The sequence below is a fragment of the Citrobacter sp. Cf116 genome (assembly GCF_030336505.1).
In the GTDB taxonomy this organism is placed as follows: Bacteria; Pseudomonadota; Gammaproteobacteria; order Enterobacterales; family Enterobacteriaceae; genus Citrobacter; species Citrobacter freundii.
Genome location: NZ_JAOWEQ010000037.1, coordinates 1,176,309 through 1,199,379 on the forward strand (window position 1 = coordinate 1,176,309; position 23,071 = coordinate 1,199,379).

Annotated in this window: 22 protein-coding genes; 9 read left to right on the plus strand and 13 right to left on the minus strand. The window is 51.8% G+C overall.

The genetic code is table 11. The features are described from left to right. Positions 1-14: 14 nt before the first annotated feature. From nuoF to lrhA, 6 genes are all read right to left on the minus strand, one after another. Entirely contained in the window at positions 15-1,352 is a 1,338-nt protein-coding gene (gene nuoF, locus OGV74_RS15000; RefSeq protein ID WP_003839356.1) for an NADH-quinone oxidoreductase subunit NuoF, read from the minus strand. Next, positions 1,349-1,849, minus strand: a complete 501-nt coding sequence (gene nuoE, locus OGV74_RS15005) for an NADH-quinone oxidoreductase subunit NuoE (protein ID WP_003028069.1) — start codon at positions 1,847-1,849, stop codon at positions 1,349-1,351. Before nuoE ends, nuoF begins: the two co-directional genes overlap by 4 nt. 2 nt (positions 1,850-1,851) lie before the next feature. Next, a complete protein-coding gene (gene nuoC / locus OGV74_RS15010; protein WP_003028072.1) occupies positions 1,852-3,654 on the minus strand; it encodes an NADH-quinone oxidoreductase subunit C/D in 1,803 nt (600 codons plus the stop codon). 85 nt (positions 3,655-3,739) lie between these two features. Next, entirely contained in the window at positions 3,740-4,402 is a 663-nt protein-coding gene (gene nuoB, locus OGV74_RS15015) for an NADH-quinone oxidoreductase subunit NuoB (protein ID WP_003028075.1), read from the minus strand. 15 nt (positions 4,403-4,417) lie between these two features. Beyond that, entirely contained in the window at positions 4,418-4,861 is a 444-nt protein-coding gene (nuoA, locus tag OGV74_RS15020; protein ID WP_003028077.1) for an NADH-quinone oxidoreductase subunit NuoA, read from the minus strand. A gap of 626 nt (positions 4,862-5,487) precedes the next feature. Then, positions 5,488-6,426 carry a transcriptional regulator LrhA gene (gene lrhA, locus OGV74_RS15025; protein WP_003028079.1) on the minus strand — a complete coding sequence of 313 codons (939 nt, stop codon included), beginning with the start codon at positions 6,424-6,426 and terminating at the stop codon, positions 5,488-5,490. A 927-nt stretch (positions 6,427-7,353) separates the two neighbouring features. Between lrhA and alaA the strand changes: the two genes are divergently transcribed. Both alaA and yfbR read left to right on the plus strand, forming a co-directional pair. Next, positions 7,354-8,571 carry an alanine transaminase AlaA gene (gene alaA, locus OGV74_RS15030; RefSeq protein ID WP_003028082.1) on the plus strand — a complete coding sequence of 406 codons (1,218 nt, stop codon included), beginning with the start codon at positions 7,354-7,356 and terminating at the stop codon, positions 8,569-8,571. Positions 8,572-8,654: 83 nt separating this feature from the next. Continuing rightward, positions 8,655-9,254: a 5'-deoxynucleotidase gene (gene yfbR, locus OGV74_RS15035; protein WP_086504379.1), complete on the plus strand. Its 600-nt coding sequence runs from the start codon at positions 8,655-8,657 to the stop codon at positions 9,252-9,254. Positions 9,255-9,355: 101 nt separating this feature from the next. Here the strand turns inward: yfbR and OGV74_RS15040 are convergent, their stop codons facing one another. From OGV74_RS15040 to yfbV, 4 genes are all read right to left on the minus strand, one after another. Then, entirely contained in the window at positions 9,356-11,188 is a 1,833-nt protein-coding gene (locus tag OGV74_RS15040; RefSeq protein ID WP_003028084.1) for an SLC13 family permease, read from the minus strand. 77 nt (positions 11,189-11,265) lie between these two features. After that, the gene (locus OGV74_RS15045) at positions 11,266-11,943 is read right to left on the minus strand and encodes a sugar phosphatase (RefSeq protein WP_085952518.1); all 678 of its coding nucleotides are present in this window, start codon (positions 11,941-11,943) and stop codon (positions 11,266-11,268) included. Continuing rightward, complete coding sequence (locus OGV74_RS15050; RefSeq protein WP_003028086.1) at positions 11,936-12,430, minus strand: YfbU family protein; 495 nt, start codon at positions 12,428-12,430, stop codon at positions 11,936-11,938. The genes OGV74_RS15045 and OGV74_RS15050 overlap by 8 nt, the downstream gene beginning before the upstream one ends. A gap of 83 nt (positions 12,431-12,513) precedes the next feature. After that, entirely contained in the window at positions 12,514-12,969 is a 456-nt protein-coding gene (yfbV, locus tag OGV74_RS15055) for a terminus macrodomain insulation protein YfbV (protein ID WP_003028087.1), read from the minus strand. Between the two features lie 339 nt (positions 12,970-13,308). Here yfbV and ackA point away from each other — a divergent pair, with 339 nt between their 5' ends. The 3 genes from ackA to yfcC all read left to right on the plus strand — a co-directional run bounded on the left by ackA (position 13,309) and on the right by yfcC (position 18,451). Continuing rightward, positions 13,309-14,511 carry an acetate kinase gene (gene ackA / locus OGV74_RS15060; RefSeq protein ID WP_003028092.1) on the plus strand — a complete coding sequence of 401 codons (1,203 nt, stop codon included), beginning with the start codon at positions 13,309-13,311 and terminating at the stop codon, positions 14,509-14,511. Positions 14,512-14,587: 76 nt separating this feature from the next. Continuing rightward, the gene (gene pta / locus OGV74_RS15065; protein WP_003028094.1) at positions 14,588-16,732 is read left to right on the plus strand and encodes a phosphate acetyltransferase; all 2,145 of its coding nucleotides are present in this window, start codon (positions 14,588-14,590) and stop codon (positions 16,730-16,732) included. A 198-nt stretch (positions 16,733-16,930) separates the two neighbouring features. Beyond that, positions 16,931-18,451, plus strand: a complete 1,521-nt coding sequence (gene yfcC, locus OGV74_RS15070; RefSeq protein ID WP_086504380.1) for a putative basic amino acid antiporter YfcC — start codon at positions 16,931-16,933, stop codon at positions 18,449-18,451. 56 nt (positions 18,452-18,507) lie between these two features. Here the strand turns inward: yfcC and yfcD are convergent, their stop codons facing one another. From yfcD to yfcF, 3 genes are read right to left on the minus strand one after another with little or no spacing between them, the layout of a single operon-like run. Then, positions 18,508-19,062 (minus strand): NUDIX hydrolase YfcD, encoded by a 555-nt coding sequence (yfcD, locus tag OGV74_RS15075; RefSeq protein WP_032949698.1) that lies wholly within the window; start codon positions 19,060-19,062, stop codon positions 18,508-18,510. A gap of 56 nt (positions 19,063-19,118) precedes the next feature. Beyond that, a complete protein-coding gene (gene yfcE, locus OGV74_RS15080) occupies positions 19,119-19,670 on the minus strand; it encodes a phosphodiesterase (protein ID WP_086504381.1) in 552 nt (183 codons plus the stop codon). A 55-nt stretch (positions 19,671-19,725) separates the two neighbouring features. Next, positions 19,726-20,370: a glutathione transferase gene (yfcF, locus tag OGV74_RS15085; RefSeq protein ID WP_003839339.1), complete on the minus strand. Its 645-nt coding sequence runs from the start codon at positions 20,368-20,370 to the stop codon at positions 19,726-19,728. Positions 20,371-20,504: 134 nt separating this feature from the next. On the opposite strand from yfcF, the gene yfcG reads away from it, so the two are divergent. The 4 genes from yfcG to OGV74_RS15105 all read left to right on the plus strand — a co-directional run bounded on the left by yfcG (position 20,505) and on the right by OGV74_RS15105 (position 23,058). Continuing rightward, positions 20,505-21,140, plus strand: coding sequence for a GSH-dependent disulfide bond oxidoreductase (yfcG, locus tag OGV74_RS15090; RefSeq protein ID WP_003845076.1), 636 nt, complete (start codon positions 20,505-20,507; stop codon positions 21,138-21,140). A 54-nt stretch (positions 21,141-21,194) separates the two neighbouring features. After that, on the plus strand, positions 21,195-21,557 hold the full coding sequence (folX, locus tag OGV74_RS15095; RefSeq protein WP_003028107.1) for a dihydroneopterin triphosphate 2'-epimerase: 363 nt from the start codon (positions 21,195-21,197) through the stop codon (positions 21,555-21,557). Between the two features lie 20 nt (positions 21,558-21,577). Further along, positions 21,578-22,471 (plus strand): TIGR01777 family oxidoreductase, encoded by an 894-nt coding sequence (locus OGV74_RS15100; RefSeq protein WP_086504383.1) that lies wholly within the window; start codon positions 21,578-21,580, stop codon positions 22,469-22,471. Between the two features lie 71 nt (positions 22,472-22,542). Continuing rightward, positions 22,543-23,058, plus strand: coding sequence for a GNAT family N-acetyltransferase (locus OGV74_RS15105; RefSeq protein ID WP_016150708.1), 516 nt, complete (start codon positions 22,543-22,545; stop codon positions 23,056-23,058). Positions 23,059-23,071 lie beyond the last annotated feature (13 nt).

Below are 23,071 nucleotides of genomic sequence, written 5' to 3' on the forward strand. Positions count from 1 at the left end.
GGCTAACCCTGTGATCACCAGCGCTCTTTCAGCAGGTTCGGCTGAATACCACCAATAGCGTGGGTATTGCTGAAGGTCTGCTTGATGCCAGCTTCGAATTCTTCGCGGAAATATTTAATGGCGCTCTGCAGCGGCTCCACTGCACCCGGTGCGTGTGCACAGAAGGTTTTACCCGGGCCGAGGAAACGACACAGTTGCTCAAGTGTCTCGATATCCCCAGGCTGGCCTTCGCCACGCTCAAGCGCGCGCAGAATTTTCACACTCCACGGCAGACCATCACGGCACGGCGTACACCAGCCACAGGACTCGCGGGCAAAGAACTCTTCGAGGTTACGCACCAGAGGAACCATGCCAATCTCGTGATCGACAGCCATTGCCAGCGCGGTGCCCAGACGGCTACCTGCTTTACCAATGCTTTCGAATTCCATCGGCAGATCGAGGTGTGCTTCGGTCAGGAAGTCAGTCCCCGCGCCGCCAGGTTGCCAGGCTTTGAACTTCAGGCCATCGCGCATGCCGCCCGCGTAATCTTCGAGGATCTCACGCGCGGTAGTACCGAAAGGCAGTTCCCACAGGCCAGGGTTCTTCACACGACCGGAGAAGCCCATCAGCTTGGTGCCCGCGTCTTTGCTCTTCGAAATGTTCTGGTACCACTCCACGCCGTTCGCGAGGATAGCCGGTACGTTACACAGGGTTTCGACGTTGTTTACGCAGGTCGGCTTACCCCATGCGCCAGAGCTTGCCGGGAACGGCGGCTTGGAGCGTGGGTTAGCACGGCGACCTTCGAGGGAGTTGATCAGCGCGGTTTCTTCACCGCAGATGTAACGCCCTGCCCCAGTGTGGACAAACAGTTCGAAGTCGAAACCGGTGCCCATAATGTTTTTGCCAAGCAGACCGGCTTCGGTCGCTTCGGCGATCGCGCGACGCAGATGCACGGCTGCTTCGATATATTCACCGCGCAGGAAGATGTAACCACGGTACGCTTTCAGCGCAAACGCGGAAATCAGCATGCCTTCCACCAGCAGGTGCGGCAGCTGTTCCATCAGCAGACGGTCTTTATAGGTGCCCGGCTCCATTTCATCGGCGTTACACAGCAGGTAACGGATGTTCATGGATTCGTCTTTCGGCATCAGGCTCCACTTCAGACCGGTGGAAAAGCCCGCGCCGCCACGCCCTTTCAGGCCAGCGTCTTTTACCTGATTAACGATTTCGTCCGGTGACAGCCCGGTCAGGGCCTTACGCGCACCTTCGTAGCCGTTCTTGCTACGGTATTCGTCCAGCCAGACCGGCTGTTTGTCATCACGCAGACGCCAGGTCAGCGGATGGGTTTCGGGAGTACGGATAATGTCTTTCATTTATACCGCTCCAGCAGTTCGGGAATGCCTTCCGGGGTCAGATGAGCGTGAGTATCCTCATCGATCATCATGTTTGGCCCTTTGTCGCAGTTCCCCAGGCAACAGGTCGGCAGCAGCGTAAAGCGACCATCAAAAGTCGTCTGCCCCGGCTTGATGTTGAGTTTTTTCTCAAGCGCGGCCTGGATCCCCTGGTAGCCGTTGATATGGCACACCACGCTGTCGCAATAGCGGATCACGTGGCGACCTACCGGCTGGCGGAAGATCTGGCTATAAAACGTAGCAACACCTTCTACGTCGCTTGCCGGAATACCCAGCACATCAGCGATCGCATAGATCGCCCCATCCGGCACCCAGCCACGCTGTTTCTGAACGATTTTCAGCGCTTCAATGGACGCCGCACGCGGGTCTTCGTAGTGGTGCTTCTCGTGCTCAATCGCTTCACGCTCAGCCGCACTCAGCTCAAAAGCCTCGGTTTGTGGTTGTTGATTCTCGTGCATAATTAGCGGTCCACATCTGACATAACAAAATCGATACTACCCAGATGGACGATCAGGTCGGACACCAGGCTGCCACGTACCGCTACCGGGATCTGCTGCAGGTGCGCATAGCTCGGGGTACGGATACGGGTACGGTAACTCATGGTGCTGCCATCGCTGGTCAGGTAGTAACTGTTGATACCCTTGGTCGCTTCTACCATCTGGAAGGACTCGTTTGCCGGCATAACCGGACCCCACGAAACCTGCAGGAAGTGGGTGATAAGGGTTTCGATATGTTGCAGCGTGCGCTCTTTCGGTGGCGGCGTCGTCAGCGGGTGATCCGCTTTGAACGGGCCTTCCGGCATGTTATTGAGGCACTGCTCAAGGATGCGCAGACTCTGGCGCAGCTCTTCAACTTTCAGCATCACGCGGGTATAGCAGTCGGACACACCGCCGCCAACCGGGACCTCAAAGTCAAAGTTTTCATAGCCAGAGTACGGACGCGCTTTACGCACGTCGAAATCAATACCGGTCGCACGCAGCGCAGCACCGGTACAACCCCAGTCCAGCGCTTCTTTCTTACCGTAAGCGGCAACACCCTGCGAACGGCCTTTCAGGATGGTGTTACGCAGCGCGGCTTTCTCGTAAGAATCCAGACGTTTTGGCATCCAGTCGAGGAAATCACGCAGCAGTTTGTCCCAACCGCGCGGCAGATCGTGTGCCACACCGCCGATACGGAACCAGGCCGGGTGCATACGGAAACCGGTGATCGCTTCCACGACGTCGTAGATTTTCTGACGGTCGGTAAAGGCGAAGAATACCGGGGTCATCGCGCCGACGTCCTGAATGAACGTGGAGATGTACAGCAGATGACTGTTGATACGGAACAGTTCAGATAGCATGACGCGAATCACGTTGACGCGATCCGGCGTGGTGATGCCCGCCAGTTTCTCAACCGCCAGTACGTAAGGCATTTCGTTAACGCAGCCGCCGAGGTACTCGATACGGTCGGTGTACGGAATGTAGCTGTGCCAGGACTGACGTTCGCCCATCTTTTCAGCGCCACGGTGGTGGTAGCCGATGTCAGGTACGCAGTCGACGATTTCTTCGCCATCAAGCTGCAGCACAATACGGAACGCACCGTGGGAAGACGGGTGGTTAGGACCGAGGTTGAGGAACATGAAGTCCTCATTTTCGGTGCTACGTTTCATGCCCCAATCTTCAGGTTTGAAGGTCAGCGCTTCCATTTCCAGATCCTGTTTGGCTTTAGTCAGCTCAAACGGGTCGAATTCGGTTGCACGCGCCGGGTAGTCTTTACGCAGCGGATGACCTTCCCAGGTATGCGGCATCAGCAGACGCGTCAGGTGCGGGTGACCTTCGATATCGATGCCAAACATTTCCCAGGTTTCACGCTCATACCAGTTGGCGTTCGGGAACAGTTTGGTGAAAGTCGGTACGCGCAGATCGTTTTCAGACAAAGCCACCTTGAGCATGATATCGCGATTGCGTTCAATGGAGATCAGGTGATAGAAAACGGAAAAATCCGCGGCGGGTAACCCTTCGCGGTGCGTACGCAGACGTTCGTCCATGCCGTGTAAGTCAAACAGCATGACGTAAGGTTTCGGCAGTCTCTTTAAGAAATCGCCAACTTCCAGTAATTGTTCACGCTTGACCCAAACAACGGGTACCCCGGTGCGAGTCGCCTGAACGGTAAAGGCATCCGGCCCAAAACGGTTGCGCAGTTCGCCAATGACCGGGTCATCAAGGTGATCCCGTGTTTGCCATGCGGCGTCTTGCGCGGTTAAGTCGGTCATATTGTTCACCATTGCAAATGGTCCGTGGTGGTCGGCAGTGCTTCGCGCTATTTATGTAGTGATAAGCGAAGGAAGTGCTGCTGCCGACAGGCGCAAATTAAATCTCGTCTGGTGTACGAAGATTCGTTACAGCAATACGTTCGCCGCGTTTACGCTCGCGTTCTGACTGCATATTGGCGCGATAAACGCCCTGATCGCCAACCACCCAGGAGAGCGGACGGCGTTCTTTGCCAATGGAATCTTGCAGCAGCATCAGAGCCTGCATATACGCTTCTGGGCGCGGCGGACATCCCGGGATGTACACATCGACCGGAATAAATTTATCAACGCCCTGCACTACAGAATAGATGTCGTACATCCCGCCGGAGTTGGCGCATGCGCCCATGGAAATAACCCATTTCGGTTCCAGCATCTGATCGTAGAGGCGCTGAATAACTGGCGCCATTTTGGTAAAGCAGGTTCCGGCTACGACCATCAGGTCAGCCTGACGCGGCGATGCACGCAGTACTTCCGCACCAAAACGGGCCACATCGTGCACGGCGGTAAACGAGGTCACCATCTCAACGTAGCAGCAGGAAAGGCCAAAGTTATATGGCCAAATTGAGTTTTTACGGCCCCAGTTAACCATGTCATGCAGTTTGCCCATGAACACGTTTTTGTTAACTTCTTGTTCCAGGGGGTCGGTTACGATCTCCTGTTTTTGCAGGGGGTAACGGTCGTTCTCACCGTTAGGATCTATGCGGGTGAGCGTATAATCCATCTTAATGCCTCGCGGTTAGCGTTGACGATTAGCGATACTGTTCGTTTCCGGGTTCATACGCTCGCGGCGTGAACGCGCGGGCGTCCAGTCCAGCGCGCCAATACGCACCAGATAAACCAGACCTGCCAGTAACACAAAAATAAAAATTGCAGCTTCCACAAAGCCAATCCAACCGCTTTCACGGATAGAAGTTGACCATGCGAACAGATACAGCGCTTCAACGTCGAAGATAACGAAGAACATGGCTACCAGATAAAACTTGGCAGACAGGCGCAGGCGGGCGGTGCCGACCGAGTCGATACCTGATTCAAACGGCACGTTTTTAGATCTCGCGCGTGCGCGACCCCCTAAAAACCAGCCGCCGACGAGCATCAGGCAACACAGGCCAATGGCAACGATAAGAAAGATAGCGAATGCCCAGTGATGAGCGATGATTTCAGTGGATGTTGACATACTCATTGCTTACTCATCAAAAGTAGCGCCAAATTCTCTGCTCTTTTCGGCAGATGAACGCCACATCGATTCATGGGGAGGAATAAAAAAAACCTTACAATCACTGTGAAAAATCATTTTATACAGCTAATTGATGGGGTTTTTTACTCCTTTCTATAACCTTTTGTCAACTTTAACAAAAGTTTCCTCACATTATTTTACACTAATCCAACCTCATTAACATAAAGTGCTCTTTAGACCCATTTCGATTGCATCATCGGTCATTTTTAATGTTGTTGAATCGTGTCCGTAGTGAAGTAAAAAAGATAATACACGTCTATTTTGACAGGAATTCACCCAGATGCCTCCCCCTAAATGGGAGTATTTTCTTGATCTGTGACACGCTTTTGTTAATTCACCATAAAAAACAGCAACAATTTCTCTAGTTTTTTAACATGGAAACATTTAGCAACGCGGCTGATTATTTTTCACCCTATTGTCAGTCTGTTTTTTTACCTGCTGATTTTGTTAAGTTTTAGTATATGAATGAACAGAAATCAGTAATATTTGCATAAAAAAAGAGCCGCTGGATGTTTTTTCATCATCAGTGGCTCTTTTTTACACTTACATTTTTAAACGTTTTTTGTGACGCTTTACTCAAAGTCGCCTTCAACAATCAGCGAGTCATCTCCCCCTTCAGGGGTAAACTGATTGTATTGCCAAGGATTTTGATATGTCTGCATCGACTTAAAGATAGCCTGAGCTAATTCATTTTGCGTGGCCGGATCGCTGCACAACAGATACTCGGTATCAGGCAGAGGTGGTAATCCGTCCGCCGCACCCAGTACGCGTAAATCCGGGCTCATCATTTCTACAGGACGCGCAGTAACGCCAAGCCCTGCTTTTACCGCCGCGCGGACCGCAGGTAATGTTGAAGCGACATAAGCCAGACGCCACGGGATCTGTGCGGCATTCAACGTCGCCAGCACGATATCGCGAAACGGGCTGGGATCGTCCAGCAGAACTAACGGCACGGGTTCGCCTTTTTGCAGGATATATTCGGCTGCGCAATACCAGTGCGTCGGTGAAGTCCGCAAATTCAGGCATTCAAAATCGTCAGGGCGATTCGTGGTTACCACTAAATCCACTTCTTGCGACTTAAGCATCTCCACCATGTAAGCATTGCGTTTCACTCTTACATCAAGGGCAAGTTTCGGATAAACCGAACTAATGCGGTTAAGCAGAAATGGGAGTATGGTGTCGGCGGATTCATCAGAAGCACCGATAGTTAACACCCCCTGAAGATTGTTAAACATCAATGATGAGCATGCCTCATCATTAAATCGCAGTATTTTCCTGGCATAACCCAACAGTTGGATACCATGTTCGGTCAGCAGTTTGTTGCGTCCATGACGCGCGAACAACTCTTTCCCCACAAGTTGCTCAAGGCGCTGCATTTGCTGACTTACCGCAGACTGAGTTCGACATACTGCAGCTGCCGCAGCCGCGAAGGTATTTAGGTCGGCAACAGCAACAAAGGTTCTCAGCAGATCGAGGTCGAGGTTAATTATCGGACGATTTGCATTTATCATAGTTTTTCACTTACTCGCGGGTCATACCGGGTTAATGCTGTGCATTCAGAATCAAACAACTCCATTTGTAATGTGCCTCCCTTCAGTTTCGCTTAGTGTAACCAAGTGAAAATAAGGATGTATTTGGTTTAACAAACGAAACAATGCTCTTTCTGAGCTATTTTAAAACCCGTGATATTCATCGGAATATAGCAACGAGAAAGAGCCGTATTTTTAGCTGCCGGATGATTCTGACTAATGGAAAACATGTAAATTTTGTAAATTTAAAAAATAGTTAACGAACAATAATTTACACATTAAAAACTAACTTTTCAGTATGTTATGAACAACCAACAAACATTTGAATTATCGTAAAACTCGTACTACACACCATTTCATAGGAGTTATCTTAACCTAAAACCACTATATTTATAAGTGTTATTGCGAATAATTCCGGGCGAATTGGTGTTATGTCAGTGCAACGGTTTTCGTATTATTAGTCCACTCAATTTGATGTCGTTTAAATAATAAATAATAATTAATTAAGAATCTCTCAATTCATTAATTATGCTTAACAATGGATTCACACCGCGTCACGTAGGGATCAGACCGATAACAGAATTCGTGGATGAAACCTCAGTATTTTCGAATCCCGCCGTATCGCACAGATATCGGCTACATTTTGTTTTATAGGGCTAACTTTTTTCGACCAGACAAATCACCATACCAAAGCCAACAAAGCAAAACATAAATCATAAAAAACACAACAATCCAGATTATTACACTGTAATAATTGTATAATTTAGTTATTAAAAGTTAATTATCGCCCTCCTGCTTTCCAAAATCTTCTACTAAAGACCCTTCAAAACTCACCGTCGTGGGAGTACATTGTGCTGGGCTGACTTCCACGGCAGGGAGTGGCATTCACAGCTAAAAAGGTCAACGTTCATGTCCCCCATTGAAAAATCCAGCAAATTAGAAAACGTCTGTTATGACATTCGCGGCCCGGTTCTGAAGGAAGCAAAGCGCCTGGAAGAAGAAGGCAACAAAGTTCTGAAACTGAACATCGGCAACCCTGCGCCTTTCGGGTTTGAAGCACCAGATGAAATTTTAGTGGATGTGATCCGCAATTTGCCAACTGCGCAAGGATATTGCGATTCCAAAGGCCTTTATTCAGCCCGCAAAGCAATCATGCAGCATTACCAGGCCCGCGGGATGCGCGATGTAACCGTAGAAGATATCTATATCGGTAACGGCGTATCCGAATTGATTGTGCAGGCCATGCAGGCATTGCTGAACAGTGGGGACGAAATGCTGGTTCCTGCACCTGATTATCCACTGTGGACGGCGGCGGTTTCGCTCTCTGGTGGTAATGCCGTGCACTACCTGTGTGATGAATCATCAGACTGGTTCCCGGACCTGGATGATATCCGCGCCAAAATTACGCCGCGTACGCGTGGGATCGTCATCATCAACCCCAACAACCCAACCGGCGCTGTTTATTCTAAAGAGCTGCTGATGGAGATTGTTGAGATTGCTCGCCAGAACAACCTCATCATCTTTGCAGATGAGATTTACGACAAAATTCTCTACGATGACGCCGAGCACCACTCGATAGCGGCAATGGCCCCGGATCTGCTGACTATTACCTTTAACGGCCTGTCAAAAACCTATCGTGTTGCCGGTTTCCGTCAGGGCTGGATGGTACTGAACGGACCGAAGAAACATGCCAAAGGGTATATCGAAGGCCTTGAGATGCTGGCTTCTATGCGCCTGTGTGCGAACGTCCCTGCACAACATGCCATTCAGACCGCGCTGGGCGGATATCAGAGCATCAGCGAATTCATCATGCCTGGCGGACGTCTGTATGAGCAACGTAACCGCGCCTGGGAACTGCTCAATGATATTCCTGGCGTCTCTTGCGTAAAACCGCGCGGTGCACTGTATATGTTCCCGAAAATTGACGCCAAGCGCTTCAATATTCATGACGACCAGAAGATGGTGCTCGACTTCCTGTTGCAGGAAAAAGTACTGCTGGTCCAGGGGACGGCATTCAACTGGCCGTGGCCGGATCATTTCCGCATCGTTACGCTGCCGCGAATTGATGATATCGAAATGTCGTTGAGTAAATTTGAGCGTTTCCTGTCAGGGTATCGCCAGCTGTAACCACGCAAAGTGCTACCGGGTTTGCATCCGGTAGCACTCTCTGCGCAAAATACCGTTACTGAAGTCACTGAGTAAGGGTCGTTATGAAGCAGAGCCACTTTTTTGCCCACCTCTCCCGTCTGAAACTCATTAACCGCTGGCCGCTGATGCGCAACGTGCGCACCGAAAACGTGTCCGAACACAGTCTGCAGGTTGCTATGGTTGCTCATGCGCTGGCCGCGATCAAAAACCGTAAATTTGGTGGTCAGGTAAATGCTGAGCGTATTGCCCTGCTGGCGATGTATCACGATGCGTCAGAGGTGTTAACCGGCGATCTTCCTACCCCAGTGAAATATTTCAACTCGCAGATTGCTCAGGAATATAAAGCGATAGAGAAAATTACCCAGCAAAAACTGGTCGATATGGTTCCCGATGAGTTACGTGATATTTTTGCACCGCTCATTGATGAACATGCCTTAAGTGAAGAAGAAAGATCGATTGTTAAACAGGCCGATGCCCTGTGCGCCTATCTGAAGTGCCTGGAAGAACTCTCCGCCGGTAACAACGAATTTCTGCTGGCGAAAACACGTCTGGAAAAAACGCTGGAGTCACGACGCAGCGAAGAGATGGACTACTTTATGGACGTGTTTGTCCCAAGCTTTCACCTTTCATTAGATGAAATCAGCCAGGATTCACCGCTTTAAACGATTTTGCCGGATGGCGTCTAACGCCTTATCCGGCCTACAGATAACGTGATATCCGTAGGCCTGATAAGCGCAGCGCCATCAGGCGTTTACTGCGGCGGTCAAAACGGGAACAGCATCGGGATCATCACCACGCACACTGCCATGACAATCACCGTAAACGGTACGCCAATCTTCACGAAGTCGCTAAAGCTGTAGTTACCCGGCCCGAGCACCAGTGTGTTTACCGGTGAAGACACTGGCGTCATAAAGGCTGCGGAAGCCGCCATCGCAATCACCATCGCAAACGGATACGGCGAAACGCCCATCGACTTTGCCGCCGCCAGCGCAATCGGCGCCATCAGTACCGCCGTCGCGGTGTTAGAGATAAATAGCCCAATGGTCGCGCACAGCACGAACAGGCAGCCCAGCATCATATACGGGCCGTACCCACCACCAACGTCCATTAGCCCTTTCACCACCAGATCGACGCCGCCCGTTTTCTGTAACGCCAGCGCAAAAGGCATCATCCCGACAATCAAAATAATGCTTGGCCAGTGAATGGCTTTGTAGGCGCTTTCGGCATCGATGCAGCGGAATTTTCCCATCAGCAAACAAGCGATAATCGCGGCAACCGTATTAGGGATTTCATCGGTGAGCATTAACGCGACCATCAGTACCAGACAGAAAATCGCATGCGGCGCCTGGCTGTGCGCCGGAGAAGCTTCACTGACTTCCACAGGCATATTTAGCACCACAAAATCGCGCCCTTTTTGTCCAAGCAGCGTGATCAGCTTCCAGTTGCCCACCACTAAAATGATATCGCCCATCAACAGCGGCTCATCAACCACCGCCCCGGCCAGCGCCGTACCATCGCGCTTCAGCCCAACGACATTCAGCCCGTAACGCGTACGAAAAGCGATTTCCCGTACCGTTTTGCCGATCAATTCCGACTCAGGGATCAGAGAGATTTCGGCCATGCCCACATCAAGCGCCTGCTCGGAGAAGTATTCTCCACGCAGCACCATCGGTTCCAACAGTTGCTCAGCGCAAAATTCACGCAGGTCGACATCAGCCGCAGACATATCAATCAACAATACGTCACGAGCACGAAACTCAGAAACCCCGTTTACGTCAACGATCACGCGACGAAAGCGACGCCAGCGCTCCACGCCAATCACGTTTGCCCCGTAGCGCTCACGCAGTTTCAGGTCGTCCAGACGCTGGCCTATCATAGGAGAACCCGGGCGAATCGCCAGGCGACGCGCGCGCCCGGTCAGGCGATATTCTTTAATCAGATCGCGAAAGGTCCGGCGCTTCCAGCCGTCGCCCGGCTGCCCGGAGTCTTCACCCTTCAGCATAAAACGCATCACCAGCATATAAATTATGCCAAGTACCAACACCACCAATCCCAGTGGGGTTACGCTAAAAAAGCTAAAACCATTAAGTCCTTCACGTAACAGTTCACTGTTGACGACCAGGTTTGGCGGCGTTGCCACCAGCGTCATCATGCCGCTTATCAAGCCGGCAAAACTTAGCGGCATCATCAGGCGTGAAGGGGAAATTTCCATGCGCATGGAAACACTTAAGACAACCGGAATAAAGATGGCGACCACACCGGTCGAACTCATGAATGCACCGAGACCAGCTACGGTTATCATCAGCAACACCAGCATTTTGACTTCACTGCTACCGGCGACCTTCACCAGCCAGGCGCCCATTACTGTCGCCACACCGGTACGCACGAGGCCGTCACCGATAATGAATAAAGCCGCTATCAAAATAACGTTAGGATCGCTGAACCCTGAAAAAGCCTCTGTGATGCTCAATGTTCCACTCAGAACAAAGGCAATAATGACCAGCAAAGCGATCGCGTCCATACGCACTCTGCCAGTTGCAAACAAGACGACGGCAATCGCCAGCAATGAGAGAACCCATATCAATTCACCGTTCACAACATATCCTTGTTAAATGAGAGGGATGGACTGATTCTGCCATAAAAAAGCCCCAACAATCTGGGGCTAAATCATGATCAGGTATTTCTTATAACGACCACATTTCCGTTGGGTTGTTTGGTCACAGAAATATGTTCCAGACTGGTCAGCGAAAAATCAACCTCGTCCAGACGCGGCGTATCAGTTGGCGCGTTGACCGCGATGACATGACACCCAGCTGCCAGTCCTGAAAGCACCCCGGCGGGGGCATCTTCCACCACGGCACATTCCTGCGGCGCCAGGCCCAGAAGCTGAGCGCCTAACAGATACGCGTCTGGCTCTGGTTTCCCTCTTTTTACCCGCTCGGCGGTGACAAACACTTCAGGAGCAGGAAGCCCAGCAACACGATGGCGCGCCCGTGCGACCGGCATAGAGCCTGAGGTCACAATCGCCCATGGAATACCCGCTTTATTGAGATGGTTGAGTAAATCAACAGCCCCAGGCAGCGCAGTGATCCCGGCGGTTTCTGTCGCTTCGATCTGCTCCAGACGGGTAAACTCCGCGGCGATCTCTGCCTCAGATTTGCCCACCATAAAGTGTCGCAGGGAGGTAATGGCCTGCTTGCCATGAATAAAGCCGAGCACTTCGGCGTGATCGAGGCCAAAACGATCGGCCCAGTTGCACCACGCACGCTCTACTGCGGGTAGGGAATCGACCAGCGTTCCATCCAGATCAAACAGAAAACCTTTGCACTGCACGCTCGCCCCCTCAGGCATTAATGATTTGGTTAATTTCATTCGCGCTCAGGTGATACTGGCGCGGGCAAGAGTGCCAGACATTCAACATACGCTGATATTTTTCCCACATCGGGGTCTGGGCGTTGAAGCCATGCGTACCCGCATCAAAGTGGGTATAGCGACCTTCCACATTCACCATAAAGCGAACGTATCCGAGGAAACGGGCTTCCGTTGCGGCGTCAAAACCGAGGAAAGTCACGCGGCGCTCATCAATAGCCTGTGCATCCTTAAGATTAGTCCAGGACACATGTAATGCGTGATACATCTCCATAATATCGATAATCGTACGACAGGTTTCTTCCGTCAGTTCACCAAACTCACGATCCAGCTCACGCATCTGCAAGCCGTAACCGCGTTCAATAATCGTTTGCAAACGACGATAACGCTCGGCGTTAGTTGGGTCGAGCATAGTCATCATTTTGTACTGATTCGACAAAATCAGACGTTGAGCGTTGGTCATTTCCATTTGGGACTCCTGTATCACTACTACTGCGATGAAAAAAAAGAAGGCATCTTGTGCCTTCTTTTATATGCGTAATCAGGGGTCAATTACAAATCATCAAGGAAAGTTTTATCCAGTTGTTTGAAGGCGCGCTTAAGCGTGTCAGCCAGCGCCTGGTAATCCGGCTTTCCTTCTACCGGAGAGAGCGCCTGTCCGGCTTCTTGCAATTTACCCCGAACTTCGTAGAACCAGTTGAGTATTGAAGGCGGCAGCGGCGTTACGGAACGTTTACCCAGCCACCACATGCCCTGCATCGGCAGGCTGAGCGCAAACAGCGCGGTCGCCACGGCCGGTCCCAACTGTCCCCCTAGCGCAATTTGCCAGCATAAGGTGAAGACGGCGATAGGCGGCATAAAACGGATTGCGTAACGTGTCATACGGATCACACGGTTCTCTACAAACACGGGCGCGAGGCGCTTTTCCATTGGCCACGTCTTCGCGTAGTGCTGCCCCCGGCGAAACAAGCTAAAAAAATTGACGGAACGATTATCCGGTGTCGACATGGCGGTTACCTCAACTTCACATATAAAAATTAAAAAAATTGTGCAAAACAACAACTACAAGGGACATCGTTCAAAACATTTTGTCTTTGATACCCACATTCAGGTATCCTGTGCCGGCCTGTAAGGCCTTTAGTCCAAAATCATTGAGTCGTCAAATTGACACATAGTATGCCATTGGCTGAAAAATACGCAAAATGACATAGACTCAAAGGTATTTATTCCATCGTGCCCAAAAAGACCATGGCGCATGATGTTAATCATAAACGTCGGTGTCATCATGCGCTACGCTCTATGACTCCCTGACGTTTTTTTAGCCACGTATCATAAATAGGTACTTCCATGTCGAGTAAGTTAGTACTGGTTCTGAACTGCGGTAGCTCCTCACTGAAATTTGCCATCATCGATGCAGTAAACGGTGAAGAATACCTTTCTGGTTTAGCCGAATGTTTCCATCTCCCAGAAGCACGTATCAAATGGAAAATGGATGGCGGTAAACAAGAAGCGGCTTTAGGTGCAGGCGCCGCTCACAGTGAAGCGCTGAATTTTATCGTTAATACTATTCTGGCACAAAAACCAGAACTGTCTGCTCAGCTGACTGCGATTGGTCACCGTGTTGTTCACGGCGGCGAAAAATACACCGGCTCTGTAGTTATCGACGATTCCGTTATTCAGGGTATCAAAGATGCAGCCTCTTTTGCACCGCTGCACAACCCTGCACACCTGATCGGTATCGCTGAAGCGCTGAAATCCTTCCCGAATCTGAAAGACAAAAACGTGGCCGTATTCGACACCGCGTTCCATCAGACTATGCCGGAAGAATCTTACCTCTACGCCCTGCCGTACAGCTTGTACAAAGAACATGGCGTTCGTCGTTACGGCGCGCACGGTACCAGCCACTTCTTCGTCACTCAGGAAGCGGCTAAAGTGCTGAACAAACCGGTTGATGAGCTGAACATCATCACTTGCCACCTGGGCAACGGCGGTTCTGTATCTGCTATCCGTAACGGTAAATGTGTTGATACCTCCATGGGTCTGACCCCACTGGAAGGTCTGGTGATGGGTACGCGTTCCGGTGACATCGACCCGGCGATCATCTTCCACTTGCACGACACCCTGGGCATGAGCGTTGACCAGATCAACAAAATGCTGACCAAAGAGTCCGGCCTGCTGGGTCTGACCGAAGTCACCAGCGACTGCCGCTATGTTGAAGATAACTACGCGACTAAAGAAGACGCTAAACGTGCAATGGACGTTTACTGCCACCGTCTGGCGAAATACATCGGTTCTTACACTGCGCTGATGGATGGTCGTCTGGATGCCGTTGTCTTCACCGGTGGTATCGGTGAAAACGCCGCGATGGTTCGTGAACTGTCTCTGGGCAAACTGGGCGTTCTGGGCTTTGAAGTAGACCACGAACGTAACCTGGCCGCACGTTTCGGCAAATCTGGTTTCATCAACAAAGAAGGTACCCGTCCTGCGGTGGTTATCCCAACCAACGAAGAACTGGTTATCGCGCAAGACGCGAGCCGTCTGACCGCCTGATTTCACACCGCCAGCCTAGCTGGCGGTGCTGTTTTGTAACCCGCCTGAAACGGGCGGTAACGAAAGAGGATAAACCGTGTCCCGTATTATTATGCTGATCCCTACCGGAACCAGCGTCGGTCTGACCAGCGTCAGCCTTGGCGTGATCCGCGCAATGGAACGCAAAGGCGTTCGTCTGAGCGTCTTCAAGCCGATCGCTCAACCGCGTGCCGGTGGCGATGCGCCAGACCAGACTACCAGCATCGTCCGTGCTAACTCTTCTCTGCCAGCCGCTGAGCCGCTGAAGATGAGCCACGTTGAATCTCTGCTGTCCAGCAATCAGAAAGATGTGCTGATGGAAGAGATCATCGCGAACTACCACGCGAACACTAAAGACGCTGAAGTTGTCCTGGTTGAAGGCCTGGTCCCAACCCGTAAACATCAGTTCGCGCAGTCTCTGAACTATGAAATCGCGAAAACGCTGAATGCAGAAATCGTCTTCGTTATGTCTCAGGGCACCGATACCCCGGAACAACTGAACGAGCGTATTGAACTGACTCGCAGCAGCTTCGGTGGCGCGAAAAACACCAACATCACCGGCGTAATCGTTAACAAACTGAACGCACCGGTTGATGAGCAGGGCCGTACTCGCCCGGATCTGTCCGAGATTTTCGATGACTCTTCCAAAGCGAAAGTGATCAAAGTTGATCCGGCTAAACTGCAAGAATCCAGCCCGCTGCCGGTTCTGGGCGCGGTGCCATGGAGCTTCGATCTGATCGCTACCCGTGCAATCGATATGGCGCGTCACCTGAACGCCACCATCGTTAACGAAGGCGATATCAACACCCGCCGCGTGAAGTCTGTGACTTTCTGCGCACGCAGCATTCCGCACATGCTCGAGCACTTCCGTGCTGGTTCTCTGCTGGTAACATCTGCCGATCGTCCTGACGTGCTGGTTGCAGCATGCCTGGCGGCCATGAACGGCGTAGAAATCGGTGCCCTGCTGCTGACTGGCGGCTATGAAATGGACGCGCGCATTACCAAACTGTGCGAACGTGCATTCGAAACCGGCCTGCCGGTATTCATGGTCAACACCAACACCTGGCAGACCTCTCTGAGCCTGCAGAGCTTCAACCTGGAAGTTCCGGTTGACGATCACGAGCGTATCGAAAAAGTTCAGGAATACGTTGCTAACTTCATCAACGCTGACTGGATTGAATCTCTGACCGCAACGTCTGAGCGCAGCCGTCGTCTGTCTCCACCAGCGTTCCGTTATCAGTTGACCGAGCTGGCGCGTAAAGCGGGCAAACGCGTTGTTCTGCCGGAAGGCGACGAACCGCGTACCGTTAAAGCGGCAGCCATCTGTGCTGAACGTGGTATCGCAACCTGCGTACTGCTGGGTAACCCGGATGAGATCACCCGCGTTGCGGCCTCTCAGGGCGTTGAACTTGGCGCTGGCGTAGAAATCGTTGATCCAGATGTGGTTCGCGAAAGCTACGTTGCTCGTCTGGTCGAACTGCGTAAGAACAAAGGCATGACCGAAACCGTTGCCCGCGAACAGCTGGAAGACAACGTCGTTCTCGGTACCCTGATGCTGGAACAGGACGACGTTGACGGTCTGGTTTCCGGTGCCGTTCACACTACTGCGAACACCATTCGTCCACCGCTGCAGCTGATCAAAACTGCACCGGGTAGTTCCCTGGTGTCTTCTGTGTTCTTCATGCTGCTGCCGGATCAGGTTTACGTTTACGGCGACTGCGCGATCAACCCGGATCCAACCGCAGAACAGCTGGCAGAAATCGCTATTCAGTCCGCTGAATCCGCGATTGCCTTCGGTATCGAACCGCGCGTTGCGATGCTCTCCTACTCCACCGGTACCTCTGGTGCAGGTAGCGACGTAGAGAAAGTTCGTGAAGCGACTCGTCTGGCGCAGGAAAAACGTCCTGACCTGATGATCGACGGCCCGCTGCAGTACGACGCCGCCGTTATGGCTGACGTTGCGAAATCCAAAGCGCCGAACTCTCCGGTTGCAGGTCGCGCTACCGTGTTCATCTTCCCGGATCTGAACACCGGTAACACCACCTACAAAGCGGTACAGCGTTCTGCCGACCTGATCTCCATCGGGCCGATGCTGCAGGGTATGCGCAAGCCGGTGAACGACCTGTCTCGTGGCGCGCTGGTAGACGATATCGTCTATACCATTGCACTGACCGCGATCCAGTCTTCCCAGCAGCAGCAGTAATCTGCCGAGTGTGCCGGATCTCTTATCCGGCAACACATCTACTTATCAAACCGGAAATAGCTGATATTTCCGGTTTTTTTATGTCTGTTTCCCCTTTGGCATAATCTGAAATATTTGCCTGAATGCGCTGCATCAATGAATAACTATTCTTCTGTTCGCATACTTACCCTCTTTGCGTTGCAACAGGGATAGTCTTTCATGTCAGCAGTAACAGAATCACAGCCAGCCAAAAAATGGGCGATGCCCGACACGCTGGTGATTATTTTTTTCGTCGCCATTTTAACCAGTCTGGCGACATGGGTTGTTCCCGTCGGGATGTTCGACAGCCAGGAAGTGCAATATCAGGTTGATGGACAAACCAAAACCCGTAAGGTGGTTGACCCCCATTCCTTTCGTATTCTGACCAATGAAGCTGGTGAAGAGCAGTATCACCCAGTTAAGTTCTTTACCACCGGAGATGAAAGTCCTGGCCTGATGAATTTTCCGTTCGAAGGCTTAACCTCCGGCTCGAAATTCGGCACTGCGGTCGGCATCATTATGTTTATGCTGGTCATTGGCGGCGCATTTGGCATCGTTATGCGTACCGGCACCATTGATAACGGCATCCTGGCGCTCATCCGCCATACGCGGGGCAACGAGGTCCTCTTTATCCCAGTGCTGTTTATTCTCTTCTCCTTAGGCGGCGCGGTGTTTGGCATGGGGGAAGAGGCGGTTGCCTTTGCCATTATCATCGCGCCGCTGATGGTCCGGCTAGGTTACGACAGTATCACCACCGTTCTGGTTACCTATATCGCGACTCAGATTGGTTTCGCCAGCTCATGGATGAACCCATTTTGCGTGGTGGTCGCGCAAGGCATTGCGGGCGTTCCGGTGCTCTCCGGCTCAGGTTTGCGTATCGTGGTGTGGGTCGTTGCCACAATGATTGGCCTGACCTTCACGCTGGCCTATGCGGCGCGCATCAAAAAGAATCCGCAGCTGTCGCGCGTGCATGAATCAGACCGTTTCTTCCGCGAACAGCAGGATGAAGTCATTGAGCGCCGCTTCACGCTCGGCGACTGGCTGGTGCTGATGGTGCTGACGGGCGTGATCGTGTGGGTCATCTGGGGCGTTATCGTCCACGCATGGTTCATTCCTGAGATCGCCAGCCAGTTCTTCACCATGGGACTGTTGATTGGCATTATCGGCGTCGTGTTTCGGCTCAACGGCATGACGGTCAATATTATGGCATCTTCATTTACCGAGGGTGCGCGGATGATGATTGCTCCTGCCCTGCTGGTTGGTTTTGCCAAGGGCATTTTACTGCTGGTCGGTAATGGAGAGGCGGGTGAAGCCAGCGTGTTAAACACGCTGCTGCACAGTATTGCCAACGGCATTAGCGGTCTGGATAACGCCATAGCAGCGTGGTTTATGCTGTTGTTCCAGGCGGTGTTTAATTTCTTCGTCACCTCCGGCTCCGGTCAGGCAGCGTTGACCATGCCGCTGTTAGCGCCGCTGGGCGATCTGGTTGGCGTCAACCGTCAGGTTACCGTGCTGGCCTTCCAGTTTGGCGACGGATTCAGCCATATTATCTATCCGACGTCGGCATCTCTGATGGCTACGTTAGGTGTTTGTCGGGTGGATTTTCGTAACTGGCTGAAGGTAGGTGCTACGCTGTTGGGGCTACTGTTTATTATGTCCAGCGTGGTGGTGATTGGTGCGCAGATAATGGGTTACCATTAAAAAGCGCACGTCCGGCCTACTCGATTTCTCGACGCAGTAGGCCGGATGAACAGAGGTTACTCAGCTTCTTCCTGCTTTTCGGCTTTCGCCCCTTCATTCTTGGCGTTGCGGGTCATCCACAGCGCCAGGGCTTTCAGCGAGTCCGGGGTGAACTCGTCGCAGCGCGCGGTAATTTCTTCCGGCGTCAGCCAGCAAACTTCACTGACCTCTTCTTCCTGAAGCGCAAACGGTCCGTGGGAAACGCAGCTAAACAACCCGCCCCATACGCGACAGTTCTGGTCTTCAAAGTAAAACTGACCATGCTCGGCAAACGGCACGCCCGCAATCCCCAGTTCCTCTTCTGCTTCACGACGCGCTGATTCCAGCATCTGCTCGTCAGCCTGAACCACACCGCCTGCGGTGGCATCCAGCATACCGGGCAAAAAATCTTTTGTCTCAGTGCGACGTTGAACCAGAATTTTGCCCATACCATCATGCACAACGATATACGTTGCACGATGGCGTAAGCGTTGCGCCCGCATTTGTTCCCGGCTGGACTGTGCAATGACTTCGTTGTCTTCATTCACAATATCCACCCATTCAGTACTTGCCAAACGACGCTGTTCCACCATCAGGAAACCTTCTTTTTTCTGGCGCTCTTACGGCGCGTTTATGTTTGTGGGGTAAATTACGGATTAATCTCGACCTGTGCAATAACACTTTGATCATTGAGTGCCATTACGCTGAGAACATTATCATCCAGAATCCCGTAACTTGCCGCAAACCCCCCTTTAGGGATGCTTACCGAGCCGGGATTGAAATGATAGATATCCTCGCGCAGCTCAGCAACCGGCAGATGAGTATGCCCATAAACCAGAACATCGCCCGCATTGAGCGCCGGCATATTTTGCGGGCCAAAAAGATGTCCGTGCGTCAAAAAGAGTCGCTGGTTTTCTGTCAGAATTTGCTGCCACGGCGCAGTCATCGGAAAATGCAGGAGCATCTGATCCACTTCGCTGTCGCAATTACCACGCACCGCAATAATTCGCGATGCCTGTTCATTCAGCCGTTCTGCAACCTGTGCAGGTGCATAGCCTTCTGGAAGCGCATTACGCGGCCCGTGGTTTAAAACATCACCCAATATCACCAGCCATTGCGCACCATTTGCGTTAAACAGTTCGAGCACGCGTTCCGTGGCTGGCAACGAACCATGAATGTCCGATGCGAACATCAGTTTCATCACTCACTCCTCGTTGAAAAGTACCTTGTAATGATACTGGATTACGGCCCGTTTTTCAGCAGGAACGCTTCGCGGAAAGCGCGATAAAACGCTGTACTGAAGCGCGCTGCCACTGGAAGGTGGCGTATTCCGCAAGCGCTTCCGGAACCTCATCGCCATTCAGGACCAGGCGATTAAGCATTAGCGCTAAATCACAGTCAGCAATACACCATTCGCCAAATAAGTTCTGCTTACCGTGGCTCAGTAAACTTCCGGCAGTAGCGAACAATTTTTCCGCACTGGCTTTTCCCGCTTCGCTTAACGGTCCTTTCTTGACGCCAGCAAAAACGACATCCGTTGAGCGTTCTTCACGGATAGGCATTAAATCGCTGCGGATCCACGCCTGAACCTGGCGCGCCCGCGCGCGTTTTTGCACATCGTGCGGATAGATACGTTCCCACTGTGGCGGTGCAAAGCTCTCTTCCAGGAATTCCGTAATCGCTGATGATTCGCTCAGTTCAAAACCATCGATCTCAAGAACCGGTACGCGGCGCGTCAAGGCGTAACCTTGCCATGAAGGTTGCAAATGTTCTCCACTGTTGAGATCAACGGTTTTCAGCGTAAAAGGCAGCCCTTTCTCTTGCAGAGCGACATAAACAGACAGCACGTAAGGGGAGAAAAAATTGGCATCTGACCACAGCGTAATTGCAGGTTTGCTCATAATGTCCTCTGAAGTGTATTAGCTTGCCTTCAAAATATAGAGTCTTTCTCTCGCTGTCACTTGATGAAAACTCAAGCACGCCAACAGGCTCTATACTTGTTATGACCCGGTTCATGACAAAACGGATGCTGAAAATGATCGATCTCTATTACACGCCATCGCCAAACGGTCACAAAATCACGTTGTTTCTTGAAGAGGCGCAGCTGCAATACCGTCTGATTCATGTCGATATCAGCAAAGGTAGCCAGTTTCACCCCGATTTTCTGCAGATCTCACCGAACAATAAAATCCCGGCCATTATCGATCATGCCCCGGTGGACGGCGGAAGGCCCATCAGCTTGTTTGAGTCCGGAGAAATTTTACTCTATCTGGCGGAAAAGAGCGGTAAGCTGCTCAGCGGTGAATTGCGCGAACGCCACACCACGCTGCAGTGGCTTTTCTGGCAGGTCAGCGGTCTGGGTCCTATGCTGGGGCAGAATCATCATTTCAGTCATTACGCTCCGCAAACGATCCCTTACGCCATTGAAAGATACCAGGTTGAAACCCAGCGCCTGTACAACGTGATGAATAAACGTCTGGAATCGTCACCCTGGCTGGGAGGCGATCACTACAGCATTGCCGACATTGCAAGCTGGCCGTGGATCCACGCCCATCAGCGTCAGCGCATCGACCTCGACAACTACCCGGCGGTCAATAACTGGCATGAACGCATTCGTACACGTCCCGCGACTGAACGCGCCATGCAGCACGCACAAAGCGAGAAGCGATGACGCAATTCGGTTCTCGTGTATCATGCAAAGGTTCATACATGGAGGAAACCTGCAATGTCACAACCTGACGCTATTATTCGTATAAAAAACCTTCGTCTGCGCACTTTTATCGGCATCAAAGAAGAGGAGATCCTTAACCGCCAGGATATCGTCATCAACATTGCCATTCACTATCCGGCAGACAAAGCCCGTACCAGCGAAGATATCAACGACGCGCTGAATTATCGCACAATCACCAAGAGCATCATTGCCCACGTGGAGGGTAACCGCTTCTCATTGTTAGAAAAATTAACTCAAGATGTGCTCGATATCGCACGCGAACATCACTGGGTCACTTATGCTGAAGTGGAGATAGATAAACTTCACGCATTGCGTTACGCCGACTCAGTTTCTATGACGCTGAGCTGGCAGCGCTAAAATGTAACCCGGGAGGCGACATGCAGATTCTGATTACCGGCGGTACTGGCCTGATTGGACGTCATCTGATCCCCTGCCTGCTGGAACTGGGGCATCAGATAATTGTAGTGACACGTACCCCTGATAAGGCTCGTCAGATTCTCGACTCTCGGGTCACGTTATGGAAAGGACTGGAAGAGCGGCAACATCTCAATGACATTGATGCCGTGATTAACCTTGCAGGAGAACCTATTGCCGATAAACGCTGGAGCGCACAGCAAAAGGAACGCCTGTGCCAGAGCCGTTGGGGCATTACGCAGAAACTGGTCGATTTAATCAATGCCAGCGAGATGCCGCCCTCAGTGTTAATCTCCGGTTCCGCTACCGGTTACTACGGCGATTTGGGCGAAGTTGTGGTTACGGAAGAAGAGCCACCGCATAACGAATTTACCCATAAGCTGTGCGCCCGCTGGGAGCAAATTGCCAGCACTGCGCAAAGCGACAAAACCCGCGTGTGTATGCTGCGTACCGGCGTGGTACTAGCCTCTGCTGGCGGTATTCTGGCGAAAATGGTCCCGCCGTTTCGTCTTGGCTTAGGCGGCCCAATCGGTAACGGACGACAGTATATGGCCTGGATCCATGTTGATGATATGGTCAACGGAATTATCTGGCTGCTGAATAATGATCTACGCGGTCCCTTCAATATGGTTTCGCCATACCCGGTGCACAATGAGCAGTTTGCCCACGCGCTGGGACACGCTCTAAACCGCCCTGCCATTCTGCGCATTCCCGCCACCGCTATGCGGCTGCTGATGGGCGAGTCTTCGGTGCTGGTCCTCGGCGGGCAGCGAGCATTGCCCAAACGCCTGGAAGCGTCCGGTTTTGCATTTCGCTGGTACGATTTAGAAGAAGCGTTGGCGGATGTGATCCGATAATCCCGTAGCTCTATTCACGGTCGCTGTTGTGGTGGTAAGGTTATAGGCCAGATTTCCGCAATGGCGACGTTATGGCGATAATTTCGACTCCCCGACTTACCCTCTCCTTATTTAAATTTTCTGACTGGTCATTTTTCCAGAGATTACGTGAATGCCCGGAAGTCATGCGCTATATGGGTGATATTGCCCCAGCGAAAGACACGCGTCTGTTATTCGCCAGACGTCTGGCTGCACAGCATACTTTTGTCATCCGCGAGCATAACAAATCAACACCTCTCGGTGATATTGGTCTGCAAATCAGCCATTTATACCCACACGAGGCCGACCTCGGCTACGCCATTTTGCCAGAAGCTCAGGGGAAAGGGATTGCCAGCGAAGCCGTGACGGCAGTGTGCCAGTACGCTTTCGAGCGCACGGACGTCACGGCGATAAACGCTTACGCACTCGCGGAGAATAAGGGTTCTGTTCGTATTCTGGAAAAAACGGGGTTTGTGCGTACCCAGGTACTGGAAAAGGCGTATGAGATTGATGGCATCGCCTACGACGACTGGGTGTTTCGGCTGGAGCGCGACGCGCTAAAATTGTAAGCCCGGAAAATGT